The sequence below is a fragment of the Acidovorax sp. FG60 genome (assembly GCF_057808995.1).
Genome location: NZ_JBMDJC010000003.1, coordinates 1 through 15,585 on the forward strand (window position 1 = coordinate 1; position 15,585 = coordinate 15,585).

Here is a 15,585-nt window from a genome sequence, read left to right on the forward strand (position 1 = left end):
GGATAGCCGGGCTATCCACTGCGCACCGCGCCTGGCAACCCATCCCGGCAAGGCACTTGCGCGGCCCCGAAAAGACCGCAAACACGTTCTAGACGCTTACGGCAACCCATGAACCGGGTCGCGGGGAGATTCTAGGCCCCCTCGGCCCGGGCCGCGCTGGCCTTAGCTGCTTTGGCCCTCAGGCGCCGCAGCCACGGTGGCCTGGGCCCGCGCGGCGGCCAAGCGGCGCGCGCGTTCGACCTGCTGGGCCGCAGTGCGAGGCACCATGCCGTACATGTCGGCAAAGGCCTCCAGCGTCTGGCCGCTGGCTTCAAAGGCGCGCAGCAGGGCTTCGTCCTTGGCATTGCGGGCTGCCCATTCGGCAAAGGCTTCTTCGAGGATGGCGTTGGCGGCCTCGTCGCGGCTTTGCACCAGCTCGGTATACGCCTCGCGCGTGAGGCCCGAGGCCTCGAACGCGGCAATCATGCGGTTGCGCAGCTTGGGCAGCAGGTCTTCGGTGGCGCGGGCCTTCTTGCGGCGGTAGACCTCCAGCAGCGCGTGGTGCACATGCTCGGGCGCCATGTCTTCCACAGGCTGGCCTTGCAGGTCATGGCGCTTGTCGCCCGCCGCCACGCTTTGCAGATACCGTGTGGAGCGGGTGTGGATGCCCAGCGCCACCTTGAGCGCTTCACGCTCGAACAGCTCGGGGTGGGCGGCCAGCAGGTCCTGGAAGATGCCGCGCTTGAGCGGGCGGAACACGGCGCCAAACAGATGGGGATAGAGCCCCGCCAGTTGTTCCAGCGCGGGGTGAACACGCTGGGGCGCACGCGGGCCCGGGGCGCCTGCTGGCACGGTGGCGCCCTCTGCTCCCTCCGCGCTCCGGGGCGCCTGGCGCCCGTCAGCATTGCGGCGGTTGCGGCCACCACGGCGCGAGCCCCCTGTACGCTGGGGGGGAGCCCCAGCCTCCGTGGGCGCGGCTGCCACAGGCGCTGCCAAGGGTTCGACAGGGGCTGTGTGGGGTTGTTCTTGTGCGGACACGGAGTCGGTCATGGCGGTGCAGTTCCGGGGCAAAAATGGGGGCGACAAAACCCTCGATCATGCCAGCGTTGGGGATACGGGTGCCAAACAGCCTTGGCTGGCGGGCTACTTTGCCAGCGGATGGGTGCACCACTGTTGCTCGCAAGGAACTCCATCGCCGTTCCCGTCCATCTTTGCACCGGGGCAGTTCTGCAGGAAGAACTTGGCCTCCGAACACGAAGTCATTTGCGAACAGTGTTGGCGGCCGTCACAGCGGTACAGCGATGTCAACGGCTGCGCCGGGACGACGGGGGCACGCTGCTGCCGCGCTTCCAGAGACTCTGCCTCAGCCTCCGCCCGCGCAGCAGTGGCCCGCTGTGTGCGCCGGTCAAAGTGCCAGTAGGCGGCCGCCAAAATCGCGCAGGCAATCACGAAGACAACGACGCGGGTGGGCAGCCCCTTGGGCTCCGAGCGCGCCGCCCCTGCACGACGGCGCGCAGTCGCAGGAGCGGTAGAGGGCACCGCTGAGACAGCGCGGTCACGGCGCACCATGACCGCCTGCTTCTTGCCATCTTTGTTCAGCGTGATTTCGAAACTCAGCGTCTCGCTCAACTGGGGTCGCAGACCGTCGCGCGGGAACCCGGAGATGTGCACGAACACGTCCTGGCCGGCAGGAACGGGCGTGATGAAGCCAAAACCACGGTCGTCATTCCACTGCGTGAGTTTCCCCTCGAATCGCATGGCCTCCCCCTTCTAAAAATGCAGGGTGCCATCGTAGCGGCTGGACAACAAAGTCACTGCCCGCGCAGCGCCTCGTCCAGCACCTCCACCCAGTGCCGCACGGGTGTGCCCGTGCCACTTTGCAGGTGCGTGATGCAGCCGATATTGGCCGACAGGATCATGTCCGGAGGCTGGTCGCCAAAGGCTTCGCCGAGCACGCCGAGCTTGCGGTCGCGCAGCTGGTACGACAGCTCGGGGTTGAGCACGGAATAGGTGCCCGCCGAGCCGCAGCACAGGTGGGCATCGTTGCGCGCCGCGCGCAGCTTGAAGCCCAGCTGGTTCAGGTGCATCTCCACCCCGCCCCGCAGCTTCTGGCCGTGCTGCAGCGTGCAGGGCGGGTGGTAGGCGAACAGCGTGTCGGGCTTTTGCACGCGACCGGCGAGCTTATGCGCCAGCTCGGGCAACAGGTCAGGCAGCAGCTCCGACAGGTCGCGCGTGAGGGCGCTGATGCGCTCGGCCTTGGCCGCGTACATCGTGTCGTCTTTGAGGATGTGGCCGTATTCCTTGACCGTCACGCCACAGCCGGATGCGTTCATGACGATGGACTCCACCCCCTGCTCCACCAGCGGCCACCAGGCGTCGATGTTGGCGCGCATCTCGGCCTTGCCGCCTTCCTGGTCGTTGAGGTGGAACTTGACGGCGCCGCAGCAGCCGGCCTTGGGTGCGATCACGGTCTGGATGCCCACGGCGTCCAGCACGCGGGCGGTGGCGGTGTTGATGTTGGGCATCATGGCCGGTTGCACGCAGCCCGCCAGCATGAGCACCTTGCGGGCATGCTCGCGTGTGGGCCAGGCGCCGGCATTTTGGGGCGCGGGCACCTTGGCCTTGAGGGATGCGGGCAGCAGGCCGCGCACCAGTTGCCCGGCCTTCATGGCAGGGGCAAACAGGGGCGAGGGCAACCCCTCCTTCAGCGCCCATCGCAGGGCTTTTTCGCCCACGGGGCGAGGCACTTTTTCATCAACGATCTTGCGGCCGATGTCCACCAGGTGGCCGTATTGCACGCCGCTCGGGCAGGTACTTTCGCAGTTGCGGCAGGTCAGGCACCGGTCCAGGTGCATCTGGGTCTTGCGCGTGGGGGTCTCGCCTTCGAGCACCTGCTTGATGAGGTAGATACGACCGCGCGGACCATCCAGCTCGTCGCCCAGCAGCTGGTAGGTGGGGCAGGTGGCGGTGCAAAAGCCGCAGTGCACGCATTTGCGCAGGATGGATTCGGCCTCCAAGCCATCGGCGCGGGCGCGGTATTCAGGGGAGAGCTGGGTTTGCATGGTGCATGCCTGGGCGAAGAGACAAAAAAGATCAGGGCCGATTCAGCGCGGCGCGGTCGGTGGGTCCAAGGGCGCTTCCAGCGCCAGCGGCTTGCGCAAGGGGTTGCGCAGCCTTGCGCGGTCGGCCCACAGCGGGGGCAGCGACAGGGCCAGCAGCACCAGCGCCAGCGGCACCACAAACACAAAGCCCACATGCTTGAAGCCCGCCGCGCCTGCAATACCGCCCACCAAAAACATGGCGACGAGCCCGGCAAACAGCCGCAGCCGGGCCTGGTTGGAGCGCACTTGTGATTCGGGCGCGGTACCGGTGCGGTTCCAGTAGAGCATCTTGCCCATCTCGATGCCCAGGTCGGTCACCACGCCCGTCATGTGGGTGGTGCGGATCTGCGACGACGACATCTTGGTCACCGTGGCGTTCTGCAGGCCCATGATGAAGGAGAGCAGCAACACCGCCAGCGGCACGGCAAACGGTGTGGGCCAGGTGAGCGTGATGGCCCCCACCAGGCCGAACAGCAGCATGAGCACGGACTCCAGCACCAGCGGCAGCGCAAAGGTGCTGCGCAGCTTGCGCTGGCGCGCCCAGTTGATCATGATGGCCGTGGTGCCTGCGCCCGACATGAAGGCCCACAGCGCACCGATGGCACCCAGCACGATCTTCATCTGGCCCAGTACCAGGTTGTCGGCCAGCGAGGACAAAAAGCCGGTCATGTGCGAGGTGTACAGGTGCACCACCAGAAAGCCCCCTGCATTGACGGCCCCCGCATTGAACGCCAGCAGCAGGCCCAGCACCCGGTTGCTGGCGACCGTGCGGCGGTTTCCGGTGAGGTGGCGAAGGCGTCGCATGGCCAAGGTGACGGTGAAAACGGTGGTGGTGATGGAACTGACCCCGCCTACCAGGCCCGCGCCATGCGGCCGGGGTTGAAGATGCCAGCCGGGTCAAAGCTGTGTTTGAGCCGGGCGTGGATGTGTTCCAGCGCCTTGGACTGAAGGTCAAATGTGCCACTGGCGCTTGTCCCACCTGCGCTAGCAGCTACAAAAATAGAAGCATTTCCACCCACAGCCCGAGCGGCTTCGCGCAGGGCGTCGCCTGCGGATTCGGGCGCTTGCACCCAGCGCAGCGCGCCATGCCACTCGACCAGCGGCTGCGCGCCGCCCGGCAAGCTCAGCACCGGGGCCGTGGCGGGCACGGACAGGCGCCACAGGGCGTGGCCGGGCTGTGCAGCACGTGCGGTGAACCAGGGCAGGGTCTGCTCGCGGCAGGCCGTCCAGTCGGCGGCCACCGTGGCGTTGTCCATGCGCGTGCCACCCATCGTTTTGCAGGCGGCCTCGACCGCCGCCACGGCGCCGCGCAGGCGCACATAGAGCGTGCCCACGCCACCGTCTTGCACCCAGCAGCTGGCGTTCAGGGGCAGCGGCTGGCCGCCCCAGGCGTGCAGCTTGCGCAATGCGTCGGCCTGGTTGATGTCGTCAAACCGCAGCGTGGCCTCGCCGGGCGCCACGGGCAGCACCTTGAGGCTGACCTCGGTCAGCAAACCCAGCGTGCCCCAGGCACCGGCCATGAGGCGGGACACGTCATACCCCGCCACGTTTTTCATGACCTGGCCGCCAAAAGTCAGCAGCTCGGCTTTGCCGTTGAGCAGGGTCACGCCCAGAAGATAGTCGCGCACAGCCCCTACGCTGGCGCGGGCGGGGCCTGAGAGGCCTGCCGCGACCATGCCGCCCACGGTGGCGGCATCCGAGGAGGCCTTGGCGAAATGCGGGGGCTCAAAAGGCAGGCATTGGCCTTGTTCGGCCAGCGCGGCCTCCAACTCGGCCAACGGGGTGCCCGCCCGCACGGTGACAACCAGCTCGCTCGGCTCGTAGCTCACGATGCCGCGCAGCACCCGCGTGTCGAGCACTTCACCATGCAGTGCCAGGCCATGAAAATCCTTGGTGCCCCCGCCTCGGATGCGCAAGGGAGTCTGGTCGGCGGCGGCGGTGCGCACACGTTCGGTGATCTGGGCAAGGGCGAGGTCCATGCCTTGCATCGTAGCGGCAGCCATGTCCGGTGCTACACCCGCAGTGCGTGAATTTTTTGAACAGGGCGCGTGCAAAGGACTCGGTCCTGCGGACAAGTTGTCTGGGGGAACATGCCTTGGCTACCCTGCCAAAGCCAACAGCGAGCCCCCCACCGGTACGAAAAAAACCCGCCGTTGCCGGCGGGCTCAACAACCAGAGGAGTGACTCGCTTGTTCTTGTTGCGACGCTGCGGTGCCACCAGACACCGCAGCGCGTGGGGTGCAGGCAGATCAGCGGTTGTACGCCGTCTCGCCGTGCGAAGTGATGTCCAGGCCTTCGCGTTCGTCTTCTTCCGTGACACGCAGGCCCACCGTGAGGTCAACGATCTTGTAGGCGACGAAGGAGACCACACCCGACCACACGATGGTCAGCAGCACAGCCTTGGCTTGTGTCCAGACTTGCGCGGCGATGGAGTAGTCGGCCGATGTCACCATCGTTGCCGTCACCCAGTCGGCCACATAGCCAGGGCCACCCAGGCCAGGGGCGTTGAACACGCCGGTCAGCAGGGCACCCACGATACCGCCGATGCCGTGCACGCCGAACACGTCGAGCGAGTCGTCCGCGCCCAGCAGCTTCTTGAGACCGTTGACACCCCACAGGCAGGCAAAACCGCCCACCAGGCCGATCACCAGGGCGCCGCCGATACCGACGTTGCCAGCGGCAGGCGTGATGGCCACGAGGCCGGCCACGGCACCCGAAGCTGCACCCAGCATCGAAGCCTTGCCACGCATCAGCGCTTCGCCGATGCACCATGCCAGCACGGCAGCGGCGGTGGCCACCAGCGTGTTGATGAAGGCCAGGGCGGCAAAGCCGTTGGCTTCCAGGGCAGAGCCGGCGTTGAAACCGAACCAGCCCACCCACAGCAGCGAGGCACCGACCATGGTCAGCGTCAGGCTGTGAGGCGCCATGGCTTCCTTGCCGTAACCGATGCGCTTGCCCACCATGAACGCGCCCACCAGGCCCGCCACAGCGGCGTTGATGTGCACCACGGTACCGCCAGCGAAGTCCAGAGCACCCCACTGCCAGATCTGGCCAGCCTTGCCGGTCATGGCGTCGGCCACTTCCTTGGAGGCGTAGGCGTCAGGGCCCATCCAGAACCACACCATGTGGGCAATGGGCAGGTAGCTGAAGGTGAACCACAGAACCATGAACATCATGACGGCGCTGAACTTGATGCGCTCTGCGAACGCACCGACGATCAGGGCGCAGGTGATGCCGGCGAACGTGGCCTGGAAGGCGGCGAACACCACTTCAGGAATCACGACACCCTTGCTGAACGTGGCCGCGTTGGCAAACGTGCCTGCGGCGTTGTCCCAGATGCCTTTCATGAACAGGCGGTCGAAGCCACCGATGAACGCGCCGCCTTCGGTGAAGGCCAGGCTGTAGCCGTAGATGAACCACAGCACCACGATCATCGAGAACGTGACCATCACCTGCATGAGCACGGACAGCATGTTCTTGCTGCGCACCAGGCCACCGTAGAACAGCGCCAGGCCGGGCAAGACCATCAGGATCACGAGGATGGTGGAGGTCATCATCCAGGCGGTGTCACCCTTGTTGGGGACAGGAGCGGGTGCCTCGGCGGCAGCTGCGGGAGCGGCGGCCGCTGCCGCTGCGGGGGCTGCGGCAGCAGCAGGAGCCGGGGCTTCTGCGGCAGCAGCGGGCGCGGCAGCAGCCGGCTCGGAGGCGGCGGGCGCCTGTGCCAGGGACAAGTTGCCCATGGTCAGCAGACCCAGCCCCAGAATGAAGGAAGCAAGCAGTTTTTTCATGGCGTTTCGTTTCTCTTCTTGGATGTAGTACGGCCGCGCCCTTACAGCGCTTCCTTGCCGGTTTCGCCAGTGCGGATGCGCACCACCTGCTCCAGGTGGGTCACGAAGATCTTGCCGTCGCCGATCTTGCCGGTGCGGGCGGCGCTCTCGATGGACTCGATCACGCGGTCCACGAGGTCGTCCGCCACAGCGGCTTCGATCTTGACCTTGGGCAGGAAGTCAACCACGTATTCCGCGCCGCGGTATAGCTCGGTGTGGCCCTTCTGGCGGCCAAAGCCCTTGACCTCAGTGACCGTGATGCCTTGCACGCCGATGTCCGAAAGCGCTTCACGCACCTCGTCCAGCTTGAAGGGCTTGATGATGGCTGTCACCATTTTCATTTTGGTTCCTCCGACATGGGCGCAGCAAGCGCCCATTGAGACTTGCTTACAGGGTTTTGGTGAGCGTGACGATCACGCGCGACTTGTTGACGTGGCCGAAGAAGGCCTTCTTGTTGGCGCCGACCACGGCCGCGCCCAGCGACAGGCCACCGCCGAAGTCGTAGGCACCGCCCACGCTGTAGTCCATGTAGTTGGGCACGCCCAGGTCCTTGATGTCGCTGGCAAAGCGCGTGAAGCCGACCGAGGCCTTCACCGTCACGCTGGGGGCAACTTCCTGCGCAAACGCGAAGTTCAGGTAGCCGGTGTTGCGGCCCTTCAGGCCCGAGCCAGCCTTGGCGCCGGCAAAGCCGAAGTAGTCCTTGGAGATGGTGTGCGAATACTTGGCAGTGAAGGGGCCCATGGTGGCCGCGCCATACAGCTCGGTGGTGTTGCCGTTGCTGTTGCCAGGGTAGATGTAGGTCAGGGCGCCCACGTCCAGGTCAGCGCCGCCAGCCTTGAACTTGTAGCCGCCGTACAGGTCGGATTCGAGCGAGTTGTTGGCAAGCCAGTCCACGCTGGAGTTCCAGTTACCCACGTACCAGCCGGTGTCGCCGAAGGCGTAGTCAAAACCGCCTTGCAGTGCAGGCTTGACCGCTTTGGACTTGGAAACGTCCTGGTCCTGGCCACGGAACTTGTAGTTGGTGGTCAGGCTGACATTGCCGGTGAGCTGGGCACTGGCCAGCATGGGAAGGGTTGCAACAAGGGCAACGCCCAGGGTCTTGATGATGGCGCGGGTCATGTTTCCTCCGGTTGGACAAAGTAGGGACAAGCGTTTTAAGCACGGACCGTGCCACGCCAGTGCAACCATTGCATCGCCTTCACATCGCCGTTGCGTTGCGTTACACCGATCCCCAAGTACAGTGACGGTGTGCGCGCGGACCATGTTGCACCTTGTTGGTGCACTACACAACAGGGCCGCGCTAAAAAACCATAAAACGCACCCATCTGGGGAGAAACCGCTTCATGAGTCTTGCTTTGGTGCAAAGCCGCGCCCTTCTGGGGCTGCAGGCGCCTTCTGTCACCGTCGAAGTGCATCTGGCCAATGGTTTGCCCAGCTTCACGCTGGTGGGCCTGGCCGAGGTGGAGGTCAAGGAGGCCCGCGAACGGGTGCGCTCGGCGCTGCAGAACGCGGGGCTGGAGTTCCCGCATAACAAGCGCATCACGGTAAACCTGGCACCAGCCGATCTGCCCAAGGACTCAGGGCGCTTCGATCTGCCGATTGCACTGGGCATCCTGGCCGCCAGCGGGCAGGTGGACGCAAGCCGTCTGGCGGGCTATGAGTTTGCGGGCGAGCTGTCGCTGTCGGGCGAACTGCGCCCCGTGCGCGGCGCGCTGGCCACCAGCCTGGCGCTGCAGACCCAGCAGATCACCGCGCAACTGGTGCTGCCCCCCGGCAGCGCTGAAGAGGCCGCCCTGGTGCCCGCCGCGCGGGTGGTGCGCGCACGGCATCTTCTGGATGTGGTGCGCGCCTTCCTGCCGCCGGGCAGCGTGGCTGCGGGCGATGCCGACGTGGCCAACGACGGCTGGACCCGCCTGCAGGCCACCCCCATGGCGGCGAGCACAGCAGGCCCCGACATGTGCGACGTGAAAGGCCAGGCCAGCGCCAAACGCGCGCTCGAGATTGCTGCCGCTGGCGGGCACAGCGTGCTCATGGCCGGGCCGCCGGGGTCGGGCAAGTCGATGCTGGCGCTGCGGTTTGCGGGGCTGCTGCCCGCGATGACCGTGGACGAGGCGCTGGAGAGCGCCGCCATTGCCAGCCTAGCCGGGCGCTTTCGCACCGACCAGTGGGGCCACAGGCCCACAGCCGCGCCACACCACACCGCCAGCGCAGTGGCCCTGGTGGGCGGCGGATCACCCCCCAGGCCCGGCGAAATTTCGTTGGCGCACAACGGAATCTTGTTTCTGGACGAACTGCCCGAGTTTCCGCGTGCTGCCCTGGAGGCCCTGCGCGAACCGCTGGAGACAGGACACATCACCATCTCCAGAGCGGCGCAGCGTGCGGATTTCCCTGCCCGGTTCCAGATGATCGCGGCCATGAACCCCTGCCCATGCGGCTACCTGGGCTCCACCCAGCGCGCGTGCCGCTGCACGCCCGACCAGGTGAACCGCTACCAGGCCAAGCTCAGCGGCCCGCTGCTGGACCGCATTGACCTGCATGTGGAGGTGCCCGCCCTGCCCGCCGACCAGCTGGTGCAGGCACCCGCGGGCGAAGCCAGCGAGGCGATCCGCGAACGCGTGGCGCAGGCCCGCGCCGTGGCACTGACGCGGCAAGGCAAGACCAACCAGGCGCTGCAGGGCCAGGAGATCGACACCCACCTGCACCTGCAGGATGCCGCCGCCAAATTCCTCAACACCGCCGCCGCCCGCCTGGGCTGGTCGGCCCGCAGCACGCACCGTGCGCTGAAGGTGGCGCGCACCATTGCCGACTTGGCGGGTGCACCCTCGACCGAAGTGGGCCATGTGGCCGAGGCCGTGCAATACCGGCGCGTGCTGCGCAGCCCCGTCTGAGAGCCACAGGCGCCAATGCTGCACCGTGTGTGTCGCCTGCCACACATCAATTACTATAATTTTTATAGCAATATATATCCGTCAAATAAGCGCTAGCGGCTGATTTGAATCAAATTTCCGCGCAACCTGCTGCCAACCCCCGCCCACCCCCCGCCACAATCACCCCATGTCCAGCGTTCGCCCCACCAAAAAGACCACCGCCTCCATGGTTCCAGCCAACCCGGCGCCCGCACCCGAATCGGTGGATACCGGCTTTCTGCGCACCCTGGTGGGCTACAACGCGCGGCGCGCATCGCTGGCCGTGATCGAGGTGTTCATGGAGCGCATGGCGGTGTACCGCCTCAAGGTGGTGGATTTTTCGGTGCTGTCGCTGGTGGCGCACAACCCGGGCGTGACCTCGCGCCAGCTGTGCGTGACGCTGGGCGTGTTGCCGCCCAACCTGGTGGGCCTGGTGGCTGCGCTGGAGCGGCGCGGCCTGATCGAGCGCCGCCCCCACCCCAGCGACGGCCGCGCCATGGGCCTGCACCTGACGCCCGCCGGTGTGGAGCTGACGGCCCAGGCCGAGCAGACCGCCGCGCAGCTGGAGGTGGACGCCACCGCAGGCCTCACGGCCGCCGAGCGCAAGACGCTGATCCGCCTGCTGCAAAAGGTCTACGCCCGCGACGGGGCCTGACAAAAAAAGGGGCGCTGCAGCCAGCGCCCCTTGGTCTTTGGTTTTGTGCCCGGCTTCGGGCCGCTCCTGCGCCCCGTTTATTGGCCTGCGGCCGCCGGTGCCACCGCGTCAGACTTCGCGGCCATGGCCGCAGCCAGTCCGCCCCACTTTTCGTGGAACAGGCCCGCATCCATGGTCTTCACATTGCGCATGATCGGCTTGAAGCCCATGTGCGCCAGCACGTCGCGCTCCAGGTCAATGCCGGGCGCAATCTCGGTCAGCTCCAGCCCTTCGGTGGTCAGGTGGAACACGGCGCGTTCGGTCACGAAGAGCACGTTCTGCTCCCGCTGGGCAGCATCCAGCCCGTTGAAGGTGATCTGCTCGACCTTCTCGATGAACTTGCGCGAGCGGCCCTCCTTCACGATGGTGAGCTGGCCGTCGGCCACCTTCACCTCCAGGCCCCCCGCCGTGAAGGTGCCGCAGAACACCAGGTTCTTGGTCGACCGCGTGATGTTCACAAAGCCGCCACAGCCCACGGGCCGACCGTTGAACTTGCTCACGTTCACGTTGCCGTGGTTGTCGGCCTGCGCCAGGCCCAGGAAGCTCGCGTCCAGCCCGCCGCCGTCGTAAAAGTCGAACTGCAGTGACTGCTCAATGATCGCGTCGGCGTTGTAGGCCGTGCCAAAGTCGCCCAGCTGCGCCGGAATGCCGCCGGTGATGCCGCTTTCCACGCTCAGCGTGAACTGGTCCGCCACGCCCTCTTCCGCCGCCACCGACGGCACACCGGCCGGAATACCGATGCCCAGGTTGGTGATGGCACCCGGCTTCAGCTCCAGCGCGGTGCGGCGTGCGATGACCTTGCGTTCGTCCAGTGCCATGGGCGCCAGCGAGTTCACCGGCACGCGCACATCGCCACACAGCGCGGCGTTGAACTGCGTGGTGATGGTCTGCATGTGGTTCTCGGGCTGGCTGACCACCACGTAGTCCACCGACACGCCCGGCACCTTGACCGACTTGGGGTGCAGGCTGCCCGCCTTCACGATGCGCTCCACCTGCGCGATCACGATGCCGCCGCAGGCCTTGGCCGCGTGGGCGATGTTGATCTGCTCCAGCAGCACACCTTCCTTGTCCAGCGTGATGTTGCCGTTCTCATCGGCCAGCGTGCCGCGGATGATGGCCACATCGACCTTGGGTGAGGGGTAGAACAGCCACTCCTCGCCGTTGAATTCGACGAGCTTGACCAGGTCTTCGGTGGACTTGCTGTTGAGCTTGCCGCCTTCGATGCGCGGGTCCACAAAGGTGCCCAGTCCCACCTTGGTGAGCAGCCCCGGGCTGCGGCTGGCAATGTGGCGCGTGAGGTGCGACAGGCTGCCCTGCGGGAAGTTGTAGGCCTCCACCTCGCCATCAAACACCATCTTCATCATCTCAGCGCCGGTCTGGCCAAAGTGGCCGGCCACCGTGCGCTTGATCATGCCGGGGTGGGCAAAGTGCACCATGCCTGCGTCCTTGCTGTTGCCAATGGCACCGCAGGCCCAGGTGGTCACGTTGCGCGGGTGGCCGGTCTCCAGAAAGTTCTTTTCCACGCCCTTGAGCACTTCCTCGGGCAGGCTGGAGACGGCCAAGCCGCCCAGGAAGATGGTGGCGTTGTCGGGGATGAGTGCCCCGGCCTGGGCTGCGGTGATGATTTTCATGGTGTGCTTTGCAAAATGTGGGTTCAGGGTTCAGGCGTCGGGGTTCTCGATCAGCAGAGCAATGCCCTGACCGCCGCCCACGCAGGCGCTGGAGATGCCGTAGCGCAGCCCACGGCGGCGCAGTTCGCGCGCCAGCGTCACGGTCAGGCGCACGCCGGTGGCGGCCAGCGGGTGGCCCAGGGCAATCGCACCGCCGTTCACGTTGAGCTTGTTCAGGTCGAGCCCCAGCTCGCGCCCCACGGCCAGGGTCTGTGCGCCCTGGGCTTCGTTGATTTCGAACAGGCCGATGTCATCCAGCGTGAGGCCGGTGCGTGCCAGCAGCGCGCGAATGGCCGGGGCCGGGCCGATGCCCATGTACTCGGGCGCCACACCCACAGCGGCCACACCGCGCAGGCGCGCCAGGGGCTTGAGGCCACGCTGCTGCACATAGGCATCGCTGGCCACCACGGCGCCCACGGCGCCGTCCACCAGGGCCGAGCTGTTGCCGGCCGTTTGCACGCCACCGGGGTAGACCGTGCGCAGCGCGGCCAGGGCTTCAACCGGCGAGGGGCGCGGATGGGTGTCGCGGTCCAGCTGGGCCACCTTGCGAGGCAGCGTGATGCCGCGCGTGGCGTAGCCTTCCAGTTCAAACTTTTCGCTGGTCACTGGCACGATCTCGCCCGCCAGAAAGCCATCCTCCTGCGCCTTGAGCGCGCGGGCAAAGGACTGCGAGGCGTAGGCGTCCACGTCCTCGCGGGTGATGTCGTATTTTTTGGCCAGATTCTCGGCTGTCTCGATCATCGTGACGGGGCCGGCGGTGTCGATCAGCGCCTCCATCAGGAAGTCCTTGAACTCCACGGGCGCGCCCAGCTTGAAGCCAGTGCGGTGTGTGTAGGCCGCAATCGGGTTGCGCGTCATGGACTCGGTGCCCACCACCAGCGCCACGTCGGTGTAGCCCAGCGCGATCTGGTCGGCAGCTTGGCGGAACAGCTCAAAGCCCGTGCCGCAGATGCGTTGCACCAGGATGGCGGGCACGGCCTGCGGCACGCCTGCATACAGGCCAATGTGGCGCGGCAGCACAAAGGCGTCGAAATCGGCCTGCGCCATGGAGCCGGTGATGACCGAGCCCACATCGGCTGCGGGCACGCCGCTGCGCTCCAGCACGGCGCGCGCCACCTTGATACCCATGTCGGTGGGCGACACATGGCCCAGCGGGCCGCAGTAATCGACCATGGGCGTTCGCACGCCGTCCACCAGCCAGGCGTTCAGGGGCGCGGAGAAAGAGCTTGTCGAAGTGGTAGTCATGGTCAGGCCTTGGAAGTGGTTTTGCTGTCGGTCACCCGCAGCACGGTGGCATAGCCGGTGTCGCCCGCAGCGCAGCCGGTGAACAGGCCCACGCCGCCGCCGCGCAGCACCAGCTCTTCGATCAGCTCGATGATGGCGCGCATGCCGGTGGGTGCCTGGGGGTGGCCCCAGATGATGGAGCTGCCGTAGTTGTTCATGCGCTCCCAGGCAAAGCCGGTGTCGCGCGCCAGGGCGATGTCGTTCACGGCAAAGGGGTTGTGCGTCTTGATGGCCGCCACATCGCTGATGGAAAGGCCCGCGTTCTTGAGCGCGTTGAACGCGGCAGGCGACGGTGCCATGGGCATGTAACCCGCCTCCACGCGCGCCATGCCAAAGCCCAGGATCTCGACCTCGATGCCGGGGTCGGTCGCCACGGCACGGGCCCGTTCGCGCGTGGTGACGATGGCGCCCGCGTTGCCGTCGGCCGGATGCGTCTGGCCGCCGAAGGTCACCGTGCCACCCTCTTTGACGGGCTTGAGCTTGGCCAGGCCTTCGGCGGTGGTCGGGAAGATGCCTTCATCGGTGCTCAGCGTGCCGGTCTGCTTGCGGAACTTGGAGTCGGTGACGGGCACATCGGCCATGTAGCGCTTTTGGAAGGCGCGGTCGTCGGCCAGCGCCTCCTGGTACTGGTGGTAGCGGTGCAGCTTGAGCGCGTGCTGCTCTTCGGTGCTGATGCCATAGCGCGCGGCCACGTTCTCGCCCGTCTGCAGCATGGGGTTCTTGGCATACGGGTCGTGGCCCATGTTGTCGGGTACCCAGTGCTCGGTAATGCCGTAGCCGCCGGTGCCGCTGGAGTCGGGGTAGTACACCACCGGCCCGTTGGACTGGCGGTCGGCCATCACCAGCAGCGCGCTGGTGGCCGTGCCGCACGCCACTTCTTGCGCGGCCATCTGCAGCGCGCGCACACTGGTGGCGCAGGCCTGCTGCACCGTGGGCCCGGCCACACGGTCGATACCCATCATGCCGGTAACCCAGGGCAGGCCGTAGAAGCTGCCCTTTTGCGGGTTGGTGATGCCGAGGATCGCCAGGTCCACCGCGGCCAGGTCGTACCCGCGCGCGGTGAGCGCCTGCTTGCCCACCGCAGCGGCCAGCGGCAGCGCGTTGAGGTTGGCCAGCGTGCCCTGCCACTTGGCAAACGGGGACGACCAGTAGATACCGTAGGGGATGAAGGCGTTCATGACAGGGTCCTTGCTTGGATTGCGCACCAATTTTAGTTATTTATCATAACCATATGAGTCACTTGAAAAGCTAGGGAAACCCCCTAGCAAAGAGCGGCCTTGCGGCCTTGTTTTAGTTATTTTTGATAACCATAATTTCCCTAACTCACTCACACCACCATGACCAAGAACTCCGACATCTCCCTTGAAATCCGTGGCGAACGCGAGGAAATCGCGGTCATCCGCCTCACCCGCCCCGCCAAGCGCAATGCCTTGAACGACGGCCTGATCCTGGCGCTGCGCGACGTGATGGACAACCTGCCCGCAAGCGTGGGCGCCGCCGTGATCGATGGCGATGGCGAACACTTCTGCTCGGGCCTCGACCTCTCGGAGCTGAAAGAGCGCGACGCGGGCCAGGGCCTGCACCACTCGCGCATGTGGCATGCAGCGCTGGACCGCGTGCAGTTCGGCCCCGTGCCCGTGGTGGCCGCGCTGCACGGTGCGGTGGTGGGCGGCGGGCTGGAGCTGGCCAGCGCCTGCCACATCCGCGTGGCCGATGAATCCACCTTCTACGCACTGCCCGAAGGCTCGCGCGGCATCTTTGTGGGCGGCGGCGGTGCGGTGCGCATCCCGCGCCTGATCGGCACGGCCCGCATGACCGACATGATGATGACCGGCCGCGTCTACAACGCCGTGGACGGCGAGCGTGTGGGTTTTGCCCAATACCTCGTGCCCACCGGCACCGCATTCGATAAGGCCTTTGAGCTGGCCCAGCGCATTGCGCAGAACGCACCGCTGACCAACTACGCACTCATGCACGCGCTGCCCCGCATTGCCGAGCAGCCGTCCGACCAGGGCCTGATGACCGAAGCCATGATGGCCGCCATTGCCCAGAGCGCGCCCGAAGCCAAGGCCCGCGTGCGCGCCTTCCTCGACGGCAAGGCAGCCAAGGTCCAGAAGGCCTGAA

14 protein-coding genes are annotated in these 15,585 nt (G+C 66.3%); 3 read left to right on the top strand and 11 right to left on the bottom strand.

Going from position 1 to position 15,585, the window contains the following annotated elements:
* Window positions 1-162: 162 nt before the first annotated feature.
* The 8 genes from ACODS0_RS05045 to ACODS0_RS05080 all read right to left on the bottom strand — a co-directional run bounded on the left by ACODS0_RS05045 (window position 163) and on the right by ACODS0_RS05080 (window position 8,026).
* Window positions 163-1,029, bottom strand: a complete 867-nt coding sequence (locus tag ACODS0_RS05045; RefSeq protein ID WP_431151539.1) for a ProQ/FINO family protein — start codon at window positions 1,027-1,029, stop codon at window positions 163-165.
* A 93-nt stretch (window positions 1,030-1,122) separates the two neighbouring features.
* A complete protein-coding gene (locus ACODS0_RS05050) occupies window positions 1,123-1,737 on the bottom strand; it encodes an excalibur calcium-binding domain-containing protein (RefSeq protein ID WP_488833278.1) in 615 nt (204 codons plus the stop codon).
* A gap of 53 nt (window positions 1,738-1,790) precedes the next feature.
* On the bottom strand, window positions 1,791-3,041 hold the full coding sequence (glcF, locus tag ACODS0_RS05055) for a glycolate oxidase subunit GlcF (protein ID WP_488833280.1): 1,251 nt from the start codon (window positions 3,039-3,041) through the stop codon (window positions 1,791-1,793).
* 42 nt (window positions 3,042-3,083) lie between these two features.
* Complete coding sequence (locus ACODS0_RS05060) at window positions 3,084-3,884, bottom strand: YoaK family protein (protein WP_488833282.1); 801 nt, start codon at window positions 3,882-3,884, stop codon at window positions 3,084-3,086.
* A gap of 47 nt (window positions 3,885-3,931) precedes the next feature.
* Entirely contained in the window at window positions 3,932-5,068 is a 1,137-nt protein-coding gene (gene glcE / locus ACODS0_RS05065; protein WP_228897706.1) for a glycolate oxidase subunit GlcE, read from the bottom strand.
* A gap of 261 nt (window positions 5,069-5,329) precedes the next feature.
* Window positions 5,330-6,868 (bottom strand): ammonium transporter, encoded by a 1,539-nt coding sequence (amt, locus tag ACODS0_RS05070; RefSeq protein ID WP_121421929.1) that lies wholly within the window; start codon window positions 6,866-6,868, stop codon window positions 5,330-5,332.
* A gap of 41 nt (window positions 6,869-6,909) precedes the next feature.
* Window positions 6,910-7,248, bottom strand: coding sequence for a P-II family nitrogen regulator (gene glnK / locus ACODS0_RS05075; RefSeq protein WP_010466918.1), 339 nt, complete (start codon window positions 7,246-7,248; stop codon window positions 6,910-6,912).
* A gap of 46 nt (window positions 7,249-7,294) precedes the next feature.
* On the bottom strand, window positions 7,295-8,026 hold the full coding sequence (locus tag ACODS0_RS05080; RefSeq protein WP_121421928.1) for a TorF family putative porin: 732 nt from the start codon (window positions 8,024-8,026) through the stop codon (window positions 7,295-7,297).
* Between the two features lie 224 nt (window positions 8,027-8,250).
* Here ACODS0_RS05080 and ACODS0_RS05085 point away from each other — a divergent pair, with 224 nt between their 5' ends.
* Entirely contained in the window at window positions 8,251-9,795 is a 1,545-nt protein-coding gene (locus ACODS0_RS05085) for a YifB family Mg chelatase-like AAA ATPase (RefSeq protein WP_488833286.1), read from the top strand.
* A 166-nt stretch (window positions 9,796-9,961) separates the two neighbouring features.
* Window positions 9,962-10,468: a MarR family winged helix-turn-helix transcriptional regulator gene (locus ACODS0_RS05090; protein ID WP_121421926.1), complete on the top strand. Its 507-nt coding sequence runs from the start codon at window positions 9,962-9,964 to the stop codon at window positions 10,466-10,468.
* Window positions 10,469-10,545: 77 nt separating this feature from the next.
* Here the strand turns inward: ACODS0_RS05090 and ACODS0_RS05095 are convergent, their stop codons facing one another.
* Genes ACODS0_RS05095 through ACODS0_RS05105 form a run of 3 tightly spaced genes read right to left on the bottom strand, consistent with a single transcriptional unit; the run spans window position 10,546 to window position 14,639 of the window.
* Entirely contained in the window at window positions 10,546-12,138 is a 1,593-nt protein-coding gene (locus ACODS0_RS05095) for an acyl CoA:acetate/3-ketoacid CoA transferase (RefSeq protein WP_488833288.1), read from the bottom strand.
* 30 nt (window positions 12,139-12,168) lie between these two features.
* Entirely contained in the window at window positions 12,169-13,422 is a 1,254-nt protein-coding gene (locus ACODS0_RS05100; RefSeq protein ID WP_488833290.1) for a thiolase family protein, read from the bottom strand.
* A 2-nt stretch (window positions 13,423-13,424) separates the two neighbouring features.
* Window positions 13,425-14,639, bottom strand: coding sequence for a thiolase family protein (locus ACODS0_RS05105; RefSeq protein ID WP_488833292.1), 1,215 nt, complete (start codon window positions 14,637-14,639; stop codon window positions 13,425-13,427).
* A gap of 159 nt (window positions 14,640-14,798) precedes the next feature.
* Between ACODS0_RS05105 and ACODS0_RS05110 the strand changes: the two genes are divergently transcribed.
* The gene (locus ACODS0_RS05110) at window positions 14,799-15,584 is read left to right on the top strand and encodes a crotonase/enoyl-CoA hydratase family protein (protein ID WP_055399790.1); all 786 of its coding nucleotides are present in this window, start codon (window positions 14,799-14,801) and stop codon (window positions 15,582-15,584) included.
* The last annotated feature ends 1 nt before the right edge of the window (window position 15,585 follow it).